Here is a 19,917-nt window from a genome sequence, read left to right as displayed (position 1 = left end):
CAACGAGGAGCATCGCCATGCACAGCCACCAGTTTGACCATTGGCCCTTTGCCGATGCGCACAACACCGCCAGCTTTTCTACGACCAAGGTGGTACGCGAGCATCTGCCAGTGTTGATGGTCTCGCATGATGCCGATGGGGCTTGGCAGTTTCTGGATGCCAGCACCGACGAGCCCGGCGAGGCCCTCCTGGTCTGCATGGCTTGCATGTATGAGCGCGACCAGAGCCTGGAACAAATCGCAGACCTGCCACTGGGTTGGAGCGCCTGGCGCCAGGAAGTGGGCGGCACCTGGGAGCGGTTTGAAAACCCGCCTGAGGACGACGACGAAGACGCAGACAGCACGGATTGAAGCCCCAGGCATCAGCGCCCTGCTCCAAGCCACCTCCACCGCCAGGGCTGCCGCCATCCCTTATTCTTGGGGTTTTGTTCAACCCAAGGCCCGCATGCCCTACACCGTCCAACACGAAGAAGCCGATTCCAAAGGCGCGTTCTTTATCAACCGCGATGCCACACGCGTGGCTGAGATGACCTACAGCCGCACCAATGCCACGATGATCATCATCGACCACACGGAAGTGGATGATTCACTGCGCGGCGAAGGCGCAGGCCGCCAGCTGCTCAATGCCTTGGTAGCTTGGGCTCGCGAGACCCATACCAAGGTGCTGCCACTGTGCCCCTTTGCCAAGGCCCAGTTCGCCAAGGATGCGTCGCTGCGCGACGTGCTGTCCTGATACGCGGCCACACGCTGCATCGCGCCAGCCAGGCAATGCAGTGCACCATCGTTACCAATGCAAACCAAGCGGGTGTCGCATTTATGCATTCACCGTCAACGATGCCGAACAAGGGCCTGTAGCATCGCTGGCAGGCCCCATTTGCAAGCGCAACGCGCATTGATTCGCTCCATTGGCCGCAACTTCAGGCCTAGGAGGGGCATGGATCAGGAAGTTCGATTTATCACGGTGGAAATCCACGACAGTGCCTGGCAAGCCCATGTATGCCGTGCATTGCTGGAATCAGAAAACATTCCTGCCTATTTGCGCAGCGAACACCACATTGGTCTGCAATGGCCCATGTCGCGGGTACTTGGTGGCGTGCGCGTTGTAGTGCCTGCGCACCTGCTCCACCAGGCGCAGTCTTTGCTGGCCGAGCGCGACAACGGTACGCTGGAGCAAGCCTTGGAGCATGACTATCCCAGTGACGTGCGGGTATGCAAGCGCTGTGACGGCACGGAGTTCCGGCGCAAAACCCCTCTGAGCGCCGCATTGGCCACGTTTTTGATGCTCTGGCTGTGGTCAACACCGTTCCCGCCCGGCAAGGAATATTTCTGTAAGCAATGCGGGGCCATGGCACCATAAGACATGCGGATGGCGCGGCGCCCATGCGTCATCCTCAGCTGCGGCGATAGCCATGACGGCACCGCTCGACTCAAGCCCCCAACACCCCATCCCGCAACTGCGCCAGCGCCCCATTACCCAGCGCCTGCGCGTTGTAGCACAGCCCAATGCGGCGTTTGAGTTCCAACTCCAGCGGCTGGGTCTGCACGCCCGGGTTTGCTTGCGCCAGGGATTCGGGCACGATCGCCCGGCCCACGCCGGCGGCGACCAGGTCCAGCGCCAGCGAGAAGTTGCCGGCCAGTGCGGCGGGGGTGTCGGCGCGGCTGCCGTAGATCGGCATCAGGCGTTGGTGGCTGGCATGGGTGGGGCAGACGATCCAGTCGGTGGCGAGGTCTTGTGGGGTGCCCGCTGCGTTGTCTGGCAGCTGCGCTTGGGCCGGCAGGGCCAGCACATAGCGCTCGCTGAGCAGCGGTAAAAACAGCTCGTCCTCGCAGCGCAGCTCTTCGCTGGCCAGGCGCGCATCGCCCTCGCACTGCGCCAGCAGGTGCAGCTGCAGGCCGGGCACGCAAGCACGGGCGGTGGCGGCCAAGTGCTGCACGGTGCTGCGGGCCACATCTTCTTCGACGCCAATGGTCAGGCGCGCACGCGCGCCGCGCTGGCGAAAGCGCTGGGCCAGGTCATCGGCCTCGGCCACCATGCGGCGCAGTTGGGGGTAGAGCGCGCGGGCGTCGTCCGTCACCTCCACCCCCCGCGCCTTGCGCACAAACAGCGCCGTGCCCAGGGCCTCTTCCAGCAGGCGGATGCTGCCTGACAGCGCCGGCTGGCTCAGGTGCAGGCGCTGCGCGGCGGCGGTGATATTGCGCTCTTCAAAGACGGCCACAAAGGCGCGGAATTGGCGATAGTCCATCACAAGCCATAAGTAAAACGCATGAGTGAAAGAAGAATAAACCATTTTTCAAACACCATACGGCGGAAATACACTGCATTTTGTACCTATTCATCAGAAATATCTATCTCTTTAGAAAGCCACAACCCTATGCAAAACCGCCAACCCCTGATCGTTATCACCGGTGCCAGCTCGGGCATTGGCCTGGCTACCGCGCAGCTGTTTTCGTCGCTGGGCCACCCGCTGCTGCTGCTGGCGCGCCGGCTCGAGCCCATGCAGGCGCTGAACCTGCCCGACACGCTGGCGCTCTCCGTCGACGTGACCGACCGCGCCGCACTGGCCGCCGCCGTGCAGCAAGGCGAAGCGCGCTTTGACCCGGCCGATGCCATCGTCAACAACGCCGGCGTCATGCTGCTGGGCGAGATCACGCGCCAGGACCCGGACCAGTGGGACCGCATGCTCGACGTGAATGTCAAAGGTGTGCTCAACGGCGTGCATGCCGTTGCCGCCGGCATGGTGCAGCGCCAGCGCGGCAGCATCATCAATGTGAGCTCGGTCGCCGGCCGCAAGACCTTCCCCAACCATGTGGCCTATGTCGGCACCAAGTTTGCCGTGCATGGCCTGACGGAGAACCTGCGCGAAGAACTCGCTGCCCACCATGTGCGCGTGACCACCATCGCCCCCGGCGCGGTGGAGACCGAGCTGCTCGGCCACACCACGGATGCAGCCATCAAGTCCGGCTATGAGGACTGGAAAACCGCCATGGGCGGCAAGGTGCTGGCGGCCCAGGATGTGGCCAACGCCATCCACTACGCCTATGCGCAGCCGGCCGGCGTCTGCATTCGCGAAATCGTGCTGGCCGCAACGCGCCAGCAAGCCTAAAAGCTCCGGCTCCACCCCGGCCACAGCCTCCATCGCCGCCAGCATGTTGCGGCCTTGGAGGCTTTTTGTGGACGACTGAAGATGCCCCACCCAAGCGAAACTGATCCTAAGTATTAGTTTTAATTAAGTTGTTATCAAAATCTCCGCTTAATGGCTAGTATTTGTAGAAATACTAATACTTAACGACCCTCTGTAAAACTCCCTGCCGTGGTCTGATCGCGGGCTCGGGCGATCCGCTGTGTTGTCTTTCTTGTCAATAGCGCGCTATTGACTGCAAAAGACGCCTTGCGCCTCATCCCGATCCGCGTCCATCCCGCTTGGCGAGGGTTTTGCAGAGGATCCTTAAAAATCCACCGCAAAACGCCTCAGCTGCTGCAGTGGATCCACAACGGAGACGACATGAAGACAACCTCGGGTCTCGATGTGCGCGCCTTGAAGATTTTCGAGGCCGTGGCGTCTTCGGGCAGCCTGTCCAAGGGGGCGGCGGCGCTGGGGGTCACGCAATCGGCGGTCTCACAGACGATCACGCAGATCGAGGCGATCTTGCAGACGCAGGTGTTTGACCGCTCGCAGCGGCCGTTCAAGCTCACGCCGGCAGGCATTGCGCTCAGCCGCCGGGCCGGGCAGATTGTCGAAGACATGGAGCGGCTGGTGGTGCATGTGCGCGATGCCGACCTGGCCAGCCGCCCGGCAATGCGTGTGGGCATGATCGACTCCTTTGCCGCCACGGCAGGGCCGGCCATCGTCAAGAAGGTCACCGAATCGGCCAGCCAGTTGCTGCTCTGGTCGGGCCTGGCCAACAGCCATGCGACGGCGCTGATGAAGCGCCAGCTCGACCTCATCGTCACGACAGACACGCTCGATGACATTGACCACATCGTGCGCCGCTCGATCTTCTCCGAGCCCTTTATCGCGGTGATCCCCAAGGTGCGCGAGAAAGAGTTCAAGAACGCCGACCTCACCACCTTGATCGAGAAGATGCCGCTGATCCGCTTCAGCGCCCGCTCCCACTTTGGCGCGCTGATCGAGCGCCACCTGCGCCGCCAGGGCTTCACGCCCCGCCCCTATCTGGAGATCGACACCTCCGACGTGGTGATGGCCATGGTCGCCGCCGACCTGGGCTGGACCATCACCACCCCCATCTGCCTGCTGCAGGGCCGCACCTACAGCGGGCAGATCACTGCCATTCCGCTGCCCGGCGCCAGCCTGCACCGCACCATCTACCAGCTCTCCCGGGAGGGGGAGTATGTAGACATGGCCGAGAACTGCTTCCAAGTGAGCAGAAGCGTCATGGAAAACGACATCTTTCCCGATGTACGCCAACTGATCCCCTGGCTCAGAAGCGGGATCGCGCTGAGCTAGCCCGCCCTTGCACAAGCCGCTGTCCATGGCTGGGATGCCGCCGCATCCGCGCCAGGGGAGTGTCTTGTCCAGCGATTGGCCAGCTCTTTAAAAAACAGGAAATCCAAGGAGACACATATGACCCTCAACCGCCGTTCTTTTATCCAACAAAGCGCCGCCGCCTCATTGGCCAGTGCGCTGTCGCTGCCCAGCTGGGCGGCCGATGCGACCGTCAAATACGGGGGCTCACCCTGGCTGGGCCACTACCCCGCCCACCTGGCGATGGCCGAGGGCTATTTGAAGGAGGTGGGCATCACGCAGGACTGGCAGTCCTTTGCCACCTCGTCGGCCCGCATGAGTGCGTTCATGTCCGGCGGCGTCGATATCGGCTGCGCCGGCATTGTCTCGGCATTGGCGCTGATGTCGCGCGGCGCCAAGCAGTTCGCGATCATTGCGATTCCGGAAAACTTTGGCCGCGTCGAAGGCCTGGTCGCCCGCAAAGGCATCGACTCCGTGGCCGATCTCAAAGGCAAGAAGATCGGCGTGACCTTTGCATCCAGCACCCACCTGCTGGTGCTCGATGTGCTGGAGCAGGCGGGCATCAAACCGGGCGGGGCCGATGTGCTCAACATCCCCGGCCCGGAGCTGCATGGCGCGATCAAGACCGGCCAGATCGATGCGGCCGCTGCCTGGACCCCGCACTTTGACAACATCCTGCGCGAGCCCGGCGTCAAACTCTTGGCCGATGACTCGCAGTTCAGCCTCTACAAGTCCTTCAAGGTCACGCCCGGCCCCGATGTACTGCTGGTGCGCCGCGAGTTTGCCGCCAAGAACAGTGAGCTGGTCAAGCGCTACCTGTCGGCCTACTTCAAGGCCAGCGATCTGCTGCGCGAGCAGCCCGAGAAGGCCTCGCAGGCGCTGCTCAAGTTCACCGGCCTCACCATGAAGGAGCAGATGTCGGCCGTCACCGGCTCGGACTGGTACCCACAGGCCCAGCAAAAGGAGCTGCTGACGGGCGAGTTTGTGCAAGGCCTGCAAAAGCTCGCCGAGATGCTGGTCAAGCACAAGCAGATTGACAAGGCCCCGGTCGTCAAAGACTGGATTGATGCCTCCTTTGTCTGAAGGCCGGAGCACACCCCGTGATCGCCAAACCCCCTTCTTCCATGGCGCTGGCCGCCACCAGTGCAGCCTCCGTGCTGCTGTTCATCGCCGTCTGGGAGGCCGTGTGCCGTGCAGGCCTGGTCGACCCCATCTTTCTGCCCCCGCCCAGCGCCGCGCTGGGCAAGGCCGCCGCCATGCTGAGCGATGGCACCTTCTGGCCCCACATCCTGGCGTCTGCGCGCCGGGTGATGATCGGCTTTTTGGCGGCCACCGCCGTCGCCATTCCGCTGGGCATTTTTCTGGGCACCTCGTCCTACGCCCGGGCGGCCTTTGATCCCATCCTGTCGTTTCTGCGGCCGCTGCCATCGATGAGCTGGATTCCGCTGTCCCTCTTGTGGTTCGGCATCACCGAAACGCAGAAGTACAGCATCGTCTTCATGGGCTGCTTTGCGCCGGCGATGGTCTATGTGATCGAGGCCACGCGCAATGTCGATCCGCTCCTGGTGCGCGCCGCGCAAAACCTGGGCGCCAACCGCTGGCAGGTGATGAAGGAGGTGATCCTGCCGGGCAGCCTGTCGCAGATCCTGAGCGGCTTCAAGGTGATCCTGGGCCTGGCCTGGACCTGCGTGATCGCCGCCGAGCTGGTCGCCGCGCGCGAAGGGCTGGGCTTTCTCATCATGAATGGCAAGGAGTTCTTCCAGACCGAGGTGGTCGTGCTGGGCATGGTGCTCATCAGCACCACGGTGCTGATCACCGACTTTTTCTTCCGACTGATTGAAAACTGGGTACTGAGGTGGAAACAATGAACGCGCAACACAAAGGCCCGATGATCTCCATCCAGGGGATCGCCAAGCACTACGGGGATTTCAAGGCGCTCGAGCGCGTCGATCTGGAGATTGAAAAGGGCGAGTTCGTCGTGCTGCTGGGCGCCTCGGGCTGCGGCAAATCCACCTTGCTCAACCTGGTCACCGGTTTTGACAAGCCCACGGCCGGGCGCATCGTCGTCAACGGCCGCGAGGTCAACAAGGTCGATCCGCACTGCGGCATGGTGTTCCAGCAGTACGCGCTCTTCCCCTGGCTCACGGTGCTCGACAACGTCGCCTTTGGCCTCAAGATGAAGGGCATTGCCAAGGCCGAGCGCCTGCAGGTGGCGCGCCGCTTTATCGACATGGTGGGCCTGCAGGGCTTTGAGGACAAGTACCCCAATGCATTGTCGGGCGGCATGCGCCAGCGCGTGTCCATCGCCCGGGTGCTCGCCAATGACCCGGACGTGATCCTGCTCGACGAGCCCTTTGCCGCGCTCGATGCGATGACGCGCCAAGTGCTGCAGGACGAGTTGCTGCAGATCTACGAAAAGAGCAAGAAGACCATCATCTTCATCACCCACTCCATCGACGAGGCGCTGCTGCTGTCCACCCGCATGCTGATCATGAGCGCGCGGCCTGGCCGCGTGGTCACCGACATCCGCAACGACCTGCCCATGCCGCGCAATGCGCAGGTGCAGCTCTCGCCGCGCTACAACGAACTCAAGGGCCAGATCTGGGACACCGTGCAGTCCGAGGTCATGCGCAGCCTGCAGGCCACCCGCCACTAACCAACACCACCCCATGTCCAAGCAACCTACTTTCCCGAGCTACCAAGCGGGCTCGGGCTGGAATACCTTGCTCCCCAAAAGGCAGGCCCACACGCAGGCGCCCACGGAGCGGCACTTTGATGCCATCGTCATTGGCGCCGGCGTCACCGGCCTGGCCGCTGCCCGTCGCATTGCTGAGCTCGAGCCCCAGGCACGCGTGCTGCTGGTCGATGCCAGCACCGTGGGCGACGGCTCCTCGGGCCGCAACTCGGGCTTTTTGATCAACCTGCCGCACAACACCGGCATGTCCGGCCATGGCAGCCCCATCGAGGTGGCGCGCAAGCAGATTGCGCTCTACAACACCGGTCTGGCCTGGCTCAAATCGCTGATCGACCAGCACCAGATCGGCTGCGGCTGGAACCCTGTGGGCAAGTACCACGCAGCCGCCACGCCCGATGGTGCCGCCCGCCTCAAAAGCACGCTCCAGCAGTACCAGGACTGGGGCGTCGCCTATACCGAGCTGGAGCGCGATGCCTTGCAGCAGCAGCTGGGCACCACGCACTACCACTACGGCTACCACTCGGACAACAACGTCTTTGTGCAGCCCGCCGCCCTGGTGCGCGGCCTGGCCGACAGCCTGCCCGCCAATGTACAGCTCTGGGAGGGCGAGCCCGTGCTGTCGCTGCACGAGGGCAAGCCCCACCGCGTGCGCACCGCCACGGCCGAGCTGAGCGCCCCGCGCATCGTCATCGCCAACAACGGCTTTGCCCGCAAGCTCGGCTTTGCGCGTGACCGCGTGTTCACCATCTACACCTACGCGGGCCTGACCGAGCCGCTGGACGAGGACGAGCTGAAAAAACTGGGCCCCGCGCCGGAATGGGGTGTGATCCCCGCCAACCGCCTGGGCACCACGTTGCGCAAGGTCGCGGGCGGGCGCTTCATGGTGCGCAGCTCGTACTCGTACGACAGCGAAGAGCCGCTCGCCGAAGTGCGCCAAGCGCTGCAGGGCTGCTACCAGATGCGCTACCCGCAGATGCGCTCGCATGCGCTGCCGCTGGTCTGGGGCGGCGTCACCGCTCTCACCCGCAACGGCGCGCTCTACTTTGGCCAGGTGGGCGATGGCCTCTACATTTCCATCGGCTGCAATGGCGCGGGCATGCTCAAGGGCAGCATGTTCGGCAAGCTGCTCGGCGAGATGGCCTGCGGCCAGCAGTCGCCCCAACTGGCCGATGCGCTGGGCTTTGAGCGCCCCAGCTGGCTGCCACCCGAGCCGCTGCGCCGCATCGCCGTGGTCAGCACCATCCAGTACCAGAAATACAAGGCCGGCATTGAGCGCTGATAAAGCACCCGCCTTTTGCCACCATTCAGGAGAACACCCCATGAGCAACAACACCATCACCCGCATCGGCGGCAACCACCGCATGTCCCAGGTCGTGCGCCACGACCACACCTTGTACCTGGCCGGCCAGGTGGCCGACCAGGTCGATGCCGGCATCAGCGGCCAGACCCAAGAGGTGCTTGCCAAGATTGACCGCCTGCTGGCCGAGCATGGCAGCCACAAGGAGCGCATCCTGAGCTGCCAGATCTACCTGGCCGATATGCGCCACTTCGCCGAGATGAATGTGGTCTGGGACCAGTGGGTCGCCGCTGGCCATGCACCGGCCCGCGCGACGGTGGAAGCGCGCCTGGCCAGCCCGGCCAAGCTGATCGAGATTTGCGTGGTGGCCAGCGCGGCCACTTGATGCCGCCGGCATGGCGCCCGCCATTGATGAGCCCCGCTCATGATGGCGGGCCATGCCAGCCGTCTAGTCATCACGGGGCTACATACCTACGTTGATAGGCATGAACTCTGATACCCACACCCCCATCCCAGCCCGCCCACTCAGTCGCAGCGGCCTGCAGGTCTCCGCCCTCGGCCTGGGCTGCATGGGCTTGAGCTTTGGCTATGGCCCCGGGGTTAGCCGCAGCGCAGGCGTGCAGCTGATCCGCGATGCCGCCGCGCAGGGCGTCACCTTTTTTGACACGGCCGAGGCCTATGGCGCCTTGAACGAAGAGATGGTTGGCGAAGCACTGGCGCCGGTGCGCAACCAGGTGGTGATTGCCACCAAGTTTGGCTTCAAGGATGGTGACTCTAAGAACCTGTTCAAAGTCTCCTCGCGCCGCGACAGTGTCTTTGCGGGATGGGATGCGAGGGGGGCGCCCAGCCGCGCAATACCGCAGCAATAGCCCAGCTATTGCGAGGATTTGCAACGACGCAGACCGCCCCTGCCCGGGCGGCCCTAGCCGGGCGCCCCTTCCCGGGCAGCGCAAAGCCACTGTCCCTAAGGGTTGGAGTGAAATCGGGCGATTTCTGCGCGCTGGCCCTTGCTTGCACCCCGGTGCAAGCTGCGTTCCATCCCTTCGAACTCATCCCGATTGCACTCCAACGCGGCTGCGTAGTGACTTTGAACAGGTTCTAAGGCCGGGCTCGACAGCCGGCCCGAGCGCATCCGCGCGGTGGTCCATGCCTCGCTGCAGCGCCTGCGCACGGACCCTATCGATCTGCTCTACCAGCACCGCGTCGATCCTGCCGTGCCGATGGAAGAGGTAGCCGGTGCCGTCAAAGACCTGATTGCCGAGGGCAAGGTCCGCTACTTTGGCCTGTCCGAAGCCGGCGTCGATTCGATCCGCCGCGCCCATGCGGTGCAGCCAGTTGCAGCGCTGCAAAGCGAATATTTGCTGTGGTGGCGCGAGCCCGAGCAGGCCACCTTGCCGCTGCTCGAAGAGCTGGGCATCGGCTTCGTACCCTTCAGCCCGCTGGGCAAGGGCTTTTTTACCGGAGCGATCCAGGCAGACACCGCCTTCAGCCCGGATGATTTTCGCAACATCGTGCCGCGCTTTAGCACCGAGGCGCGCCAGGCCAACCAGGCGCTGGTCGATGCGCTGGGCAGCATGGCGATTGAAGGCGCACGCTACCTTGGCCATCTGGCCAGTCGGTTCAGCCGTTGACACTTGCGGCCATCGCCCCAAGTGGCGCGTGCGGGTGCAACACCCCAGGGGCCTATGCCAGCGCTGCGCTCAGGCGGCCATCAACAGCCATATGCAGCCATATGCAGCCGGCCACCCACATAAATACCGCCCATCAATGGGCGGAATGTGCTGCAGCCAGCATTGCGCCCCCTCTACAGGTCAAAAACGACGACTTCTCCTCTCGCCTTGCGCATCAAATGCGCAGGCATTGCAATGCGTTGCAATCCCATTTTCATGACCTATATCAAGAATATTTGATAGCAAGATTTTGACAATCTTTAACAAAGTGAATAATCACATTCTTTTAGAAAATTGAATTTAGAAATATGCATAAGTACTTGTTTTTATGGACTATTGATAGCTCTATGCGTTTGGTATAGTAATTTTCTCATCTCTTATAACTATGATAAAAAACCTCATCATAAATTTAAATACTAAATGAGGTGAGAGCATGAAACTAGGACAACTGTTGGCGGGAGTGCTGGTCAGCGTGCCAGCCATCGTTTTGGCCCAGGCCAATATCGACAACGGCACCTTGCGGGTGGGGGTGCGCAACGATGGCTCGTTGATGCCCGAAGAAATATCGCCACTGACGGGCATCACCTATTTGGCCAACGGCGCCGATGGTCTGACACCAGGGTGCTATTGCGAGGCCTGGGGCATTGCCGATGCCCTGAGCAATACGTCGGGATTTACCGGCGCCAGCGTGGGCATCCAAGGGATTACGTCAGAGTCGTTCACCTCTACGGCCACGACCGCAACCGCCGTGGCCAATGCCTTTGGCACCTTCCGCGTGACCCACGCTTTCGCGCCTTCTACGGCCACCAGCAATATTTACGAAGTCAAGGTCACAATCGAAAACATCTCGTCCGCACCGGTCGAGGCGCTGTATGGCCGCGCGATGGACTGGGATGTTTTCCCCACCCAGTTCAACGAATACACCACCATCCAGCGCGGCAGCAGCACGGCGCTGGTCTTCTCCAGCGACAACGGCTTCCATACGGCCGACCCGCTCGAGAGCGATTCAGGCATCCTGTTTGTCGACCAGGATGTGGTGGACAGTGGACCGACCGACCACGGCGCGCACTTTCGCTTCAACTTTGGCACCATTGCGCCCGGCGCCAAGGTCGAATTCACCATCGGCTACGGCGTTGCGGGCAACCAGGTCGATGCGCTGGCCGCATTGGGCAGCTTTGGCGCCGAGGCCTATTCGCTGGGCAAGCCCAGTGAGAACCCTCCCGGCACCCCGAACACCGATGGCACGCCCAACACCTTTATCTTTGCCTTCAAGGGCATTGGCGGTGTGCAGCTGATTGGTGTCGATGCCGTAAATGACGCCGCCCCCGCCATCACCCGCCCCACCAGCGGCACGGTCACCGCTGTCAATGTGCTGGCCAATGACACGGTCGATGCGGCACCCGCCACCACCAGCAATGTGGCCCTGACGCCCGTGGGCACCTGGCCCACCGGCATCACCGTCACGCCCGATGGCAATGTGCTGATTGGCGCGACCGCCACGCCGGGCGCCTACACGGTGAGCTACCAGATCTGCAGCACCGTGCAGGCCACGCAATGCGATACGGCCACCGTCACCTTGGAGGTGACTGCCCCCGTAGTGGTCGTGCCCAAGGCGGTGCCGGTCGGCCACCCCCTGGCGCTGGCGGGCCTGGGTTTGCTGCTGGTCGGCCTTGCCCGCCGAAAACTGGTCTGAGTCTGCGGCGCGTCGCGGCCTAGCAAGACCCCAGGGTGCGCTGCACGGCCACCCTGCTCCGTCATAGTCAATGCCCCGTGGCCTGCGCCCGGGGCATTTTTATCGCTGGTGCCCAGAGCGCCGTCGCCGCTACGGCGCCCTGGCGCGGGCACAAAAAAGCCGGGGCAGCTGCCCCGGCGGTTTGGCGTATCGGCGCTCAGCGGCCCCGGTGGAATGGGCCACCTAGCCCCTGCTGCCGCGCAGAGGCTTAGTGCATTCAGCCCTGGCGCCGGCGCAGCGTGGCAGCGCCCAGCAGCATCAGCGACAGCGCCACCAGCGCCCATTGCTGCAGCGTAGGCACGGCAGCGGGCACGGCGGGCACCGTGCGCACAAGGGTGTAGACAAAGGATGCCGTGTTGCCGCTGGCGCCAGTCACCAGACCCACCGATACCGGCAGCGTCTCGCTCCAGACATAGTCTGCGGGGGCCGCTGGCATGGTGGGCGTTTGTTCTACCGTGCAGTTGGCACCCACAGGCACATTGGTGATGGCAATGGCTCCAGCGCTGCTGCCGCTCAGGTTCACGGTGGCGCTAAAGCTGCCATCGGCACCGCAGTTGGCGGTATAGCCAAAGCTGCCGCTGATGCCCGCTGCCGGGCCACCGGTCACGGTAATGCTGATGGTGATGTCGGTATTGGCACGTGCCAAGGTGTTGACCAGCAGCGCATGGTTGGCCGCTGGCGGCGCGGCCATCGCGACCGAGACGCTGGGCGCCGGGTCTTCCACCCAGATATGGTTGGCGGGGGGCGCGGGGCGTGTGCCCTCGGTCACCACGCAGCTGCCGCTGGCGATCACTGGCGTGACGGTGACACTGCCGGTCTTGGGCGTATCCAGCGTGATCGAGGTGTCGATCGCGGGCAAGGCCAGCCCGTCGCTGCCGGTGCAGAGCACCGAGACGGGGAAGCTGCTGCCGGTCAGATCCACCGGCGTGATGTTTGCCGGCCAGACCACTTGCTTGGCGATGGAGAGTTGCGCGGGCTGGCAGGCCAGCGTGGCCGTCGCTGGCGTGTTGACCTGGCCAATCGGCGAGACAAAGTCTGTGCCCGGCGTGATGGTGTTGGTCAGCACCGGGGTGTTCACGCAAGCCTGGCGGCCAGCATCGGTGTTGGGCCAGACCACCGGCACCGTGATGCTGCAGCCGCCGGGCGGAATGGTCACACCGCTGCTGCGGATGACATTGGCGCCAGCGACGGCACTGAGGCTGCCGCCCGTGCAGGTATTGCCGACGGTGCCTGCCCCCACCACCAAAGGCGCTGGCAGGTTGTCGGTCATATCGACATGGATGATAGGGTCGCGCGTGCCATTGGACAGATCGATCGTCAGCACGGTGCTGTTGTCGCTACCGCCCAGGTAGATATCGCTTTTGTCAAAGCTTTTGCTGACCTTGGGCAGGCCGCAGGCGCCAGTCTCTGAGGTCGCGGCATGAAGGAAGGCGGGGCCCACCTTGCCTCGGTTTTCAGTCCAGGTGGGGTAACCAGCGAATGCCGATACGAACGGCGACACATCCACCACCGCGAACACACAGGCGCCCGTACCTTGGTTGGATTCGGCGGTAGGGATTAGCAGTCCATAAACATCATCGACTGGGGAGGTGCCAGCCGGTGGAAAATTGCCTGGCGCGGTACCCGTTGCCAAATAGAGCGCGTTGTTCGCAGGCACCTGGTTGATATAGGTGATATCGCCGCCTGCAAAAGGACTCAAGCCCGCAAACGAGGGGGCAAAAGGAGAATTGGTGTTGAGCGGAAACCGGGCAAAGCGCCAGGCAGAACTTCCGAGGGAGAAGGCGGTTCCTGCGCCGCCATTCAAGGTGGCGACCAGTCGCCGCGCATTGCCTCCATTCTGTGCATCACAGCACCCATCGACAAAGAACACGATGGAATTGGCCCAGCGGTTGGCTATCGCATCTTGCAATACGGCCCAATTGGAGGGATCTATCGCCTTAGCCCCGCTGGCGACGATGACAATGTCATAAGGCGCTGGCGCATCGGTAAAGGTGCGCTGCGAGATGGAGCCTGCAGTGTTCAGCACCGACAGGCGCGTCAGATCACTGGGGTTGGCCAGTTGCGAAGTAAATTCACTTTGCAGGTTGTCGAAGCCCACACGCTCAGGAGCGCCCTCCGCATTGGCACCCGTGATATTGGTCGTCAGCAGCAGCACCTTTTGTGCCCAGGCCTGCTGCGCACCCGCGCTTAGCAACAAAGCCGCCAGGCATAGCCTGAAAAAATGGGGGAAATTCTTCATTTCGTCCTCTCTGAACTTGTCCATCTAAAAAACAGATCTGCAAGGCAAACCGATGGAGCGTCTCCCGAGCGGCTGTTGCAGCTGGCTCTTGCAAGCGCCTGCGGTTGCATAGCCCGGTGGCGCACCAAGCAGGAAGGTGGCGGGCTTGCGTTGCAGAGACATCGTGTGAGAGGTGATCATACATATTCAAAAGCTATTAGGAAAATTTACCAAACGATCAAATGCAATCTATTGCAATTTTGTTGTTAATTGATTAAAAGCATCATTGGAAATCGGCGGGCGATCAGGGGTGGCCGGCGTGGGCGCCGCAGCACGGACGGCCCAGAGCAGCCAGTGCACAGCGCAGCGGTTGTACCCACGCAAGGTTTCACAAAGCTAGGGATATACCCGTGTGCTCGCAAAAAATCTGAGGCGAATCAACACCGTATTGCCCGATCTGTGCTGCCTGTCCATAGACCTAGGGACAGACAGCGCTGGATAGCCACAGCAGACTGGTTGGCATGGGCGCAGACGCTGTGGCAAGGGCCGGGCTTGGCTTGGCAGGCAGCCGCGTTTGTGTGGATGAACACCATGGATGGACTACCAAGGAGCACCAAAGCGATGGCAAAACCGTTTGCATCATCGGCCGACATGACGGCCAAAACCGAGACGCTGGAGATCCTGGGCGATGGCGTCTATGCGCTGACCGCGCAAGGCGACCCCAATGTGGGCGCGATCGAGGGCGAGGACTTTATTGTGGCGATCGAGGCGCGCGCCACACCAGCGGCAGCGCGTGACTGGCTGCGCACGCTGCGGGCGCACACGCAAAAACCCATCAAATACCTGGTGCTCACGCACTACCATGCCGTGCGCGTGCTGGGCGCATCGGCCTTTGAGGCCGAGCACATCATCAGCAGCGACGTGACCCGCCAGCTGATCGAGGAGCGCGGCGAGCAGGACTGGGCCAGCGAGTACGGCCGCATGCCGCGCCTGTTCAAGGAGTTCGAAGGCATTCCGGGCCTGACCCGGCCGACCCAGACCTTTGCCACCCGCCACGAGATCGCGCTGGGAGGCGAGCGGGGCACGCTGGAGCTGCAGTTCAACGGCCGGGGGCATACGGCGGGCGACATCGTCGTCTGGCACGACAAGAGCAAAACCCTGTTTGCGGGCGATCTGGTGGAGGCCGAAGCGGCCTTGTACACGGGCGATGCCCACCACTTTGAATGGGCCGGCGCAACGCTGGACCAGCTCAAGCAGTACCGCGCGCAGAACCTGGTCGGCGGCCGGGGCGCGGTGGCCCGGGGCGAGGCGGCATGCGACGCGGCCATCGAGCAGACGCGCGCGTTCCTCCAGGGCATGATCGACCAGGTGGGGCCGGTCTACCGGCGCGGCGGCACGCTCAAGGAGGCTTTTGAGGCCACCCACCAGGCGTTGGCGCCCCAGTTTGGCCGCTGGCCCATTTTTGAGCACTGCCTGCCGTTCAATGTGCAGCGCCTGTGGGACGAGTTCGATGGCATCAGCTGGCCGCGCATCTGGACGGCCGAGCGCGACCGGGACGTCTGGGCCCAGCTGCAAGGGTGAGCGCCATGGCAGCGAGCACGATGCATCCCCTGGCGCAGGCGCGCAGTGCCACCGCGCCGCCCGCCACCCCACAGCACCGGGGCATTCCGGTGTGGCGCCATATCGGGGCCACGCCGGCAGCCAGCCGCCAGGAGCCGCGCGCCAGCGTGGTCATCGCCGGGGCCGGGCCGGTGGGGCTGGCCATGGCGCTGGACCTGGCGCGGCGCGGCCATGAGGTCGTGGTCATCAGCCGGCTGGACTTTGTGCCGGGAGGCTCCAAGGCGATCTGCTTTTCCAAGCGCTCGCTCGATATCTTCGAGCGCCTGGGCGTGGGCCAGACCCTGCTGGACAAGGGCGTGACCTGGAACGTGGGCAAGGTCTTTTGGGGCGCGCGCGCCGAGCCCATTTACCAGTTCGACATGCTGCCCATCAAGGACCAGCAGTACCCGGGCTTTATCAATATCCAGCAGTACTACGTCGAAGAGGCCTTGCTCGATGCGCTGCGCGCCCTACCCAACGTGAAATTGCGCCTGGGCCAGAACATCGAGTCTCTGCAGGTCTTGGCGGACCATGTGCGGCTGGGCGTGCAGGCGGGCGCGCAGCATTACACGCAGGAGGCCGACTGGCTCATCGCCTGCGACGGCAGCAAATCGACGCTGCGCGGTCTGATGGGGCTCGATTTCAACGGCCGGGTGTTTGAGGAGAACTTCCTCATCGCCGACATCCGCATGCCCCAGGAACGCCCTGCCGAGCGCTGGTTCTGGTTTGATCCGCCGTTCAACCCCGGCCAGTCGGCGCTGATGCACCGCCAGCCCGATGGGCTGTGGCGGCTCGATTTTCAGCTTGGCTGGGGCATTGACCGCGAGGCCTGCGCCCAGCCCGAGAACGTGGAGCGCTATGTGCGCGCAATGCTGGGGCCCGGGGTGCCGTTTACCACGGAGTGGCACAGTATCTACACCTTCCAATGCCGCCGCATGGATCGCTTTGTCCATGGCCGCGTGCTGTTTGCAGGCGACAGCGCCCACCTGGTATCGCCCTTTGGGGCGCGCGGCTGCAATGGCGGCCTGGCCGATACCGACAACCTGGGCTGGAAGCTCGACCGGGTGCTGCGCGGGGAATCGGGGCAGGCGCTGCTGGAGAGCTACAACGACGAGGCCATTGCGATGGCCGATGAGAACATCCTGCATTCGAGCCGCTCCACCGACTTCCTCACGCCCAAGAGCGCTGCCAGCAGGGCCCTGCGCAATGCGGTGCTGGAGCTGGCAGCGCGCGAAACCTGGGCCCGGCCCTTTGTCAACTCAGGGCGGCTGTCCACCGCCATCCCCTGCCCGCACAGCGCGCTCAACACCGCCGATGACCAGCCCTGGGAGGGCGGCCTGTGCCCCGGCGCGCCAGCGGTGGACGCACCACTGGCCGGGCATTGGCTGCTGCCACGCCTGGGGGGGCGCTTTGTGCTGCTGGCCCACCAGTGGCATGAGGCCCTGCCCGCAGGCGTGGAGCTGCTCGATATTGCCGCGCTGGGCGATACGGCCCTGCTCCAGGCGCGCTATGCGCTGGCGCCGGGCTGCGGCTACCTGATCCGCCCGGACCAGTATGTGGCCGCGCGCTTTCAGGCGCCGGTCGCGGCCAGCGTCTTGCAAGCAGCACTGGATACCGCTTGCGCCTGTGACAGCGCCAGCACCGGTGCCGCCCCATTGCCCACCCGATTCACCACTGCCACAGGAGCACGGCCATGACCTGCCTGATCCGCCACCCCAACCTGGAGCGCGTCGATGATATTTACCAGCAACTGTTGCACATGCACGAGGGCCTGGACGAGGCCCAAAGCCTGCAGGCCAGTGCCAGGCTGATCTTGCTGCTGGCCAACCATATTGGCGACAGCAGCGTGGTGCTCAGCGCCATCGCACTGGCCACATCGGCTGCGGGCAAAGCGGCGGACTGACCGCGCCCCGGGGACCCCTGGCCCCTGGGCTCGGTGGCCTGTTCGCAAGCCGCAACGCCAGCGCCAGCGCCAGCCAGCAAATAGGGCATAGACCCACTTTATAAAAGGAGACAAATACATGGGGAATTCATCGATCAGCAGCCTGCCCGCGTCGCCGGCAGGCACCACCACCCCGGATGAACGCCGGGTGCTCACTGCCACCTTGGTCGGCACGGCCATCGAATGGTATGACTACTTCATCTACGCGCAGATGGCCGGCCTGGTGCTGGGCACCTTGTTCTTTGGGCCTTTGGCCCAGCACAACCCGGCCCTGGCACAGATCATTGCCTTCGCCACCATCGGCATTTCGTTCTTGTTCCGGCCGCTGGGCGCGGTCGTCTGCGGCTCGCTGGGTGACCGGCTGGGCCGCAAGGCCGTGCTGGTGATGACCCTGGTGCTGATGGGGGGCGCAACGATGCTCATCGGCCTGCTGCCCACCTATGCCCAGATTGGGGTATGGGCGCCCATTTTGCTGGTCGTGCTGCGCGTGGTGCAGGGCTTTTCGGCCGGCGGTGAATGGGGCGGCGCGGCCCTGATGGCGGTGGAACACGCCCCGCGCCACCGGCGCAGCTTTTTCGGCTCCTTTCCGCAGATCGGGGTGCCCATTGGCCTGCTGCTGGCCACCTTGGTGCTCAGCATCCTGACCTCGTCGATGTCCAGCGAGCAGTTCATGGCCTGGGGCTGGCGCATTCCGTTCCTGCTGTCGATCGTGCTGATCGGGGTCGGCACCTTGATTCGCCGCAGCGTTGGCGAGTCGCCGATCTTTGAGCAGATGCATGCCCGCAAGGCCGCTTCATCCGCCCCGCTGCGCAGCCTGTTCCGCCACCACGGCGGCACCGTGCTGCGCACGGCGCTGATCTTTGTCGGCAACAACGCCGCCGGCTACTTGCTCATTGCGTTCTTTGTGGCCTATGGCCGCAACAAGCTGGGCCTGTCGGCCACGCCGCTGCTGGTGGTGACCATGGCCGCCTCGCTCAGCTGGCTGGTGTTCACGCTGGTGGGGGGCATGATGGGAGACCGCTTTGGACGGGTGCGCACCTTCCAGATCGGCTATGTGCTGCTGGCCCTGTGGGCGGTGCCGATGTGGTGGCTGGTGGATTCGGGCAGCCTGGCTCTGTTCTTTGTCGCGCTGGCGCTGCTGAGCATTCCGCTGGGTCTCACCTATGGCCCGCAGGCGGCGCTCTATGCAGAGATGTTTCCGGCCCATGTGCGCTACTCGGGCGTGTCCGTGGGCTATGCGCTGGGAACCATCCTGGGCGGGGCCTTTGCCGCCTCCATTGCGCAGTGGCTCATCACCAGCTATGGCCAGTCCTTCTATATCGGCATCTATATCATGGGGCTGGCCCTGGTGTCGCTGGTCGCCGTCAGCACCACGCGCGAGCGCATGGGGGTCGATCTGCAGCAGTAGCGGGTGCACAAGCGGGTCAGCGCACTGCGATGGCCCGCGTCGTTCCACGATGCCACCCACAGAGCCCCTAATGGCTGCCCAGGCCGCAGCAAGGAGTCGCCACCATGCAAGCGTTGATGTTTGATCCCTCGATGGGGCAGTCGCTGCTCGACGCGGCGCTGTCACCCGATTTTGCGCAGACGCTGCTGGGCGCCTCGCGCGGCCTCGACCAGGTCGAAGAGATCTTCGCCTACCAGGTCGATGCAGCGGGCGGCGTGCACGAGGTCCTGGCTGCCGGCGAGCGCCGGGGGATTGCCGAGCGGACAGGCGCCTACGCCCGGCGCTTCCATGCGATGGACCCGGTGCTGCAGGCGCAGGCCTTGCGGGGCAAGCGCAGCGGGGGTTTTTCGCAGCAGGTGCGGGCCTGCCATCTGCCCTCGGGGGAGTACCGCGAACTGTGTTTTGAGCAACCGGGCTTTGTCGACAAGCTCAGCTTCAGCTGGGTCGATGCTTCGCAGCGCTTGCTGATTCTGAGCTTTTACCGGGGTCTGCATGTGCAGTCCGCCAGCCCCAGTCCGCAATTGGCCGCCTTGGGGCAGTTGGCGATGGTGGCCTTGCATGCCCGGGTCCGGGAATCAGCCGCCCCCACCCGGCCGCAAGCCGATGCCGATGCCCAAGGTCTATTGCTGGCGCGCCTGCAGCGCAGCTTTCCGTCCCTCACCGCGCGCGAGCGCCTGGTCATTGCGCGCTCCTTGCTGGGCGACAGCGCCCAGGACATTGGCACCGCGCTGTCCATCAGCACGGCGACAGTGCATACCTACCGGCTGCGTGCCTATGCGCGTTTCCGGTTTCGCCGGGCCAGTGATTTTTTGCCAGGGCTGCTGAACTAGCGCC

18 protein-coding genes and 2 pseudogenes are annotated in these 19,917 nt (G+C 63.8%); 18 read left to right on the top strand and 2 right to left on the bottom strand.

Annotation, left to right across the window (positions count from 1 at the left end; genetic code table 11):
• The first annotated feature begins 17 nt into the window (after positions 1-17).
• From DCO45_RS08690 to DCO45_RS08680, 3 genes are all read left to right on the top strand, one after another.
• On the top strand, positions 18-350 hold the full coding sequence (locus DCO45_RS08690; protein ID WP_116925464.1) for a hypothetical protein: 333 nt from the start codon (positions 18-20) through the stop codon (positions 348-350).
• 94 nt (positions 351-444) lie between these two features.
• Complete coding sequence (locus tag DCO45_RS08685) at positions 445-732, top strand: GNAT family N-acetyltransferase (protein WP_116925463.1); 288 nt, start codon at positions 445-447, stop codon at positions 730-732.
• 201 nt (positions 733-933) lie between these two features.
• Positions 934-1,356, top strand: a complete 423-nt coding sequence (locus DCO45_RS08680; RefSeq protein ID WP_165841159.1) for a DUF2007 domain-containing protein — start codon at positions 934-936, stop codon at positions 1,354-1,356.
• A 70-nt stretch (positions 1,357-1,426) separates the two neighbouring features.
• Here DCO45_RS08680 and DCO45_RS08675 read toward each other — a convergent pair whose 3' ends face one another.
• A complete protein-coding gene (locus DCO45_RS08675; protein ID WP_116925461.1) occupies positions 1,427-2,242 on the bottom strand; it encodes a LysR family transcriptional regulator in 816 nt (271 codons plus the stop codon).
• A 129-nt stretch (positions 2,243-2,371) separates the two neighbouring features.
• Between DCO45_RS08675 and DCO45_RS08670 the strand changes: the two genes are divergently transcribed.
• The 10 genes and pseudogenes from DCO45_RS08670 to DCO45_RS08625 all read left to right on the top strand — a co-directional run bounded on the left by DCO45_RS08670 (position 2,372) and on the right by DCO45_RS08625 (position 11,838).
• Complete coding sequence (locus DCO45_RS08670) at positions 2,372-3,103, top strand: SDR family oxidoreductase (RefSeq protein ID WP_116925460.1); 732 nt, start codon at positions 2,372-2,374, stop codon at positions 3,101-3,103.
• 399 nt (positions 3,104-3,502) lie between these two features.
• Entirely contained in the window at positions 3,503-4,465 is a 963-nt protein-coding gene (locus DCO45_RS08665) for a LysR family transcriptional regulator (protein ID WP_116925459.1), read from the top strand.
• 117 nt (positions 4,466-4,582) lie between these two features.
• On the top strand, positions 4,583-5,566 hold the full coding sequence (locus DCO45_RS08660; protein ID WP_116925458.1) for an ABC transporter substrate-binding protein: 984 nt from the start codon (positions 4,583-4,585) through the stop codon (positions 5,564-5,566).
• A 41-nt stretch (positions 5,567-5,607) separates the two neighbouring features.
• Positions 5,608-6,351, top strand: coding sequence for an ABC transporter permease (locus tag DCO45_RS08655; RefSeq protein ID WP_116925457.1), 744 nt, complete (start codon positions 5,608-5,610; stop codon positions 6,349-6,351).
• Between the two features lie 20 nt (positions 6,352-6,371).
• Entirely contained in the window at positions 6,372-7,139 is a 768-nt protein-coding gene (locus DCO45_RS08650) for an ABC transporter ATP-binding protein (RefSeq protein ID WP_116925529.1), read from the top strand.
• Positions 7,140-7,152: 13 nt separating this feature from the next.
• On the top strand, positions 7,153-8,457 hold the full coding sequence (locus DCO45_RS08645) for an FAD-binding oxidoreductase (RefSeq protein WP_116925456.1): 1,305 nt from the start codon (positions 7,153-7,155) through the stop codon (positions 8,455-8,457).
• Between the two features lie 40 nt (positions 8,458-8,497).
• The gene (locus DCO45_RS08640) at positions 8,498-8,860 is read left to right on the top strand and encodes a RidA family protein (RefSeq protein ID WP_116925455.1); all 363 of its coding nucleotides are present in this window, start codon (positions 8,498-8,500) and stop codon (positions 8,858-8,860) included.
• A gap of 100 nt (positions 8,861-8,960) precedes the next feature.
• Positions 8,961-9,251, top strand: a pseudogene (locus DCO45_RS08635) (aldo/keto reductase); the annotation flags it as partial.
• 330 nt (positions 9,252-9,581) lie between these two features.
• Positions 9,582-10,106 (top strand): annotated as a pseudogene (locus DCO45_RS08630) (aldo/keto reductase); the annotation flags it as partial.
• Positions 10,107-10,578: 472 nt separating this feature from the next.
• Positions 10,579-11,838, top strand: coding sequence for an Ig-like domain-containing protein (locus DCO45_RS08625; RefSeq protein WP_133248109.1), 1,260 nt, complete (start codon positions 10,579-10,581; stop codon positions 11,836-11,838).
• A gap of 256 nt (positions 11,839-12,094) precedes the next feature.
• Here the strand turns inward: DCO45_RS08625 and DCO45_RS08620 are convergent, their stop codons facing one another.
• Positions 12,095-14,116 (bottom strand): IPTL-CTERM sorting domain-containing protein, encoded by a 2,022-nt coding sequence (locus DCO45_RS08620; protein WP_133248108.1) that lies wholly within the window; start codon positions 14,114-14,116, stop codon positions 12,095-12,097.
• 600 nt (positions 14,117-14,716) lie between these two features.
• Between DCO45_RS08620 and DCO45_RS08615 the strand changes: the two genes are divergently transcribed.
• The 5 genes from DCO45_RS08615 (at position 14,717) to DCO45_RS08595 (ending at position 19,913) form a co-directional block, all read left to right on the top strand.
• Positions 14,717-15,676, top strand: coding sequence for an MBL fold metallo-hydrolase (locus DCO45_RS08615; RefSeq protein ID WP_116925452.1), 960 nt, complete (start codon positions 14,717-14,719; stop codon positions 15,674-15,676).
• Between the two features lie 5 nt (positions 15,677-15,681).
• The gene (locus DCO45_RS08610) at positions 15,682-17,391 is read left to right on the top strand and encodes an FAD-dependent oxidoreductase (RefSeq protein ID WP_243419293.1); all 1,710 of its coding nucleotides are present in this window, start codon (positions 15,682-15,684) and stop codon (positions 17,389-17,391) included.
• The gene (locus tag DCO45_RS08605; RefSeq protein WP_165841158.1) at positions 17,388-17,597 is read left to right on the top strand and encodes a DUF2783 domain-containing protein; all 210 of its coding nucleotides are present in this window, start codon (positions 17,388-17,390) and stop codon (positions 17,595-17,597) included. The genes DCO45_RS08610 and DCO45_RS08605 overlap by 4 nt, the downstream gene beginning before the upstream one ends.
• A gap of 118 nt (positions 17,598-17,715) precedes the next feature.
• A complete protein-coding gene (locus tag DCO45_RS08600) occupies positions 17,716-19,044 on the top strand; it encodes an MFS transporter (protein WP_116925451.1) in 1,329 nt (442 codons plus the stop codon).
• A 104-nt stretch (positions 19,045-19,148) separates the two neighbouring features.
• Entirely contained in the window at positions 19,149-19,913 is a 765-nt protein-coding gene (locus DCO45_RS08595; protein ID WP_116925450.1) for a LuxR C-terminal-related transcriptional regulator, read from the top strand.
• Positions 19,914-19,917 lie beyond the last annotated feature (4 nt).

This window comes from Comamonas sp. JNW (assembly GCF_003105075.1).
Taxonomy (GTDB): Bacteria; Pseudomonadota; Gammaproteobacteria; order Burkholderiales; family Burkholderiaceae_C; genus Comamonas; species Comamonas squillarum.
This window is presented reverse-complemented; position numbering and strand designations above follow the sequence as displayed.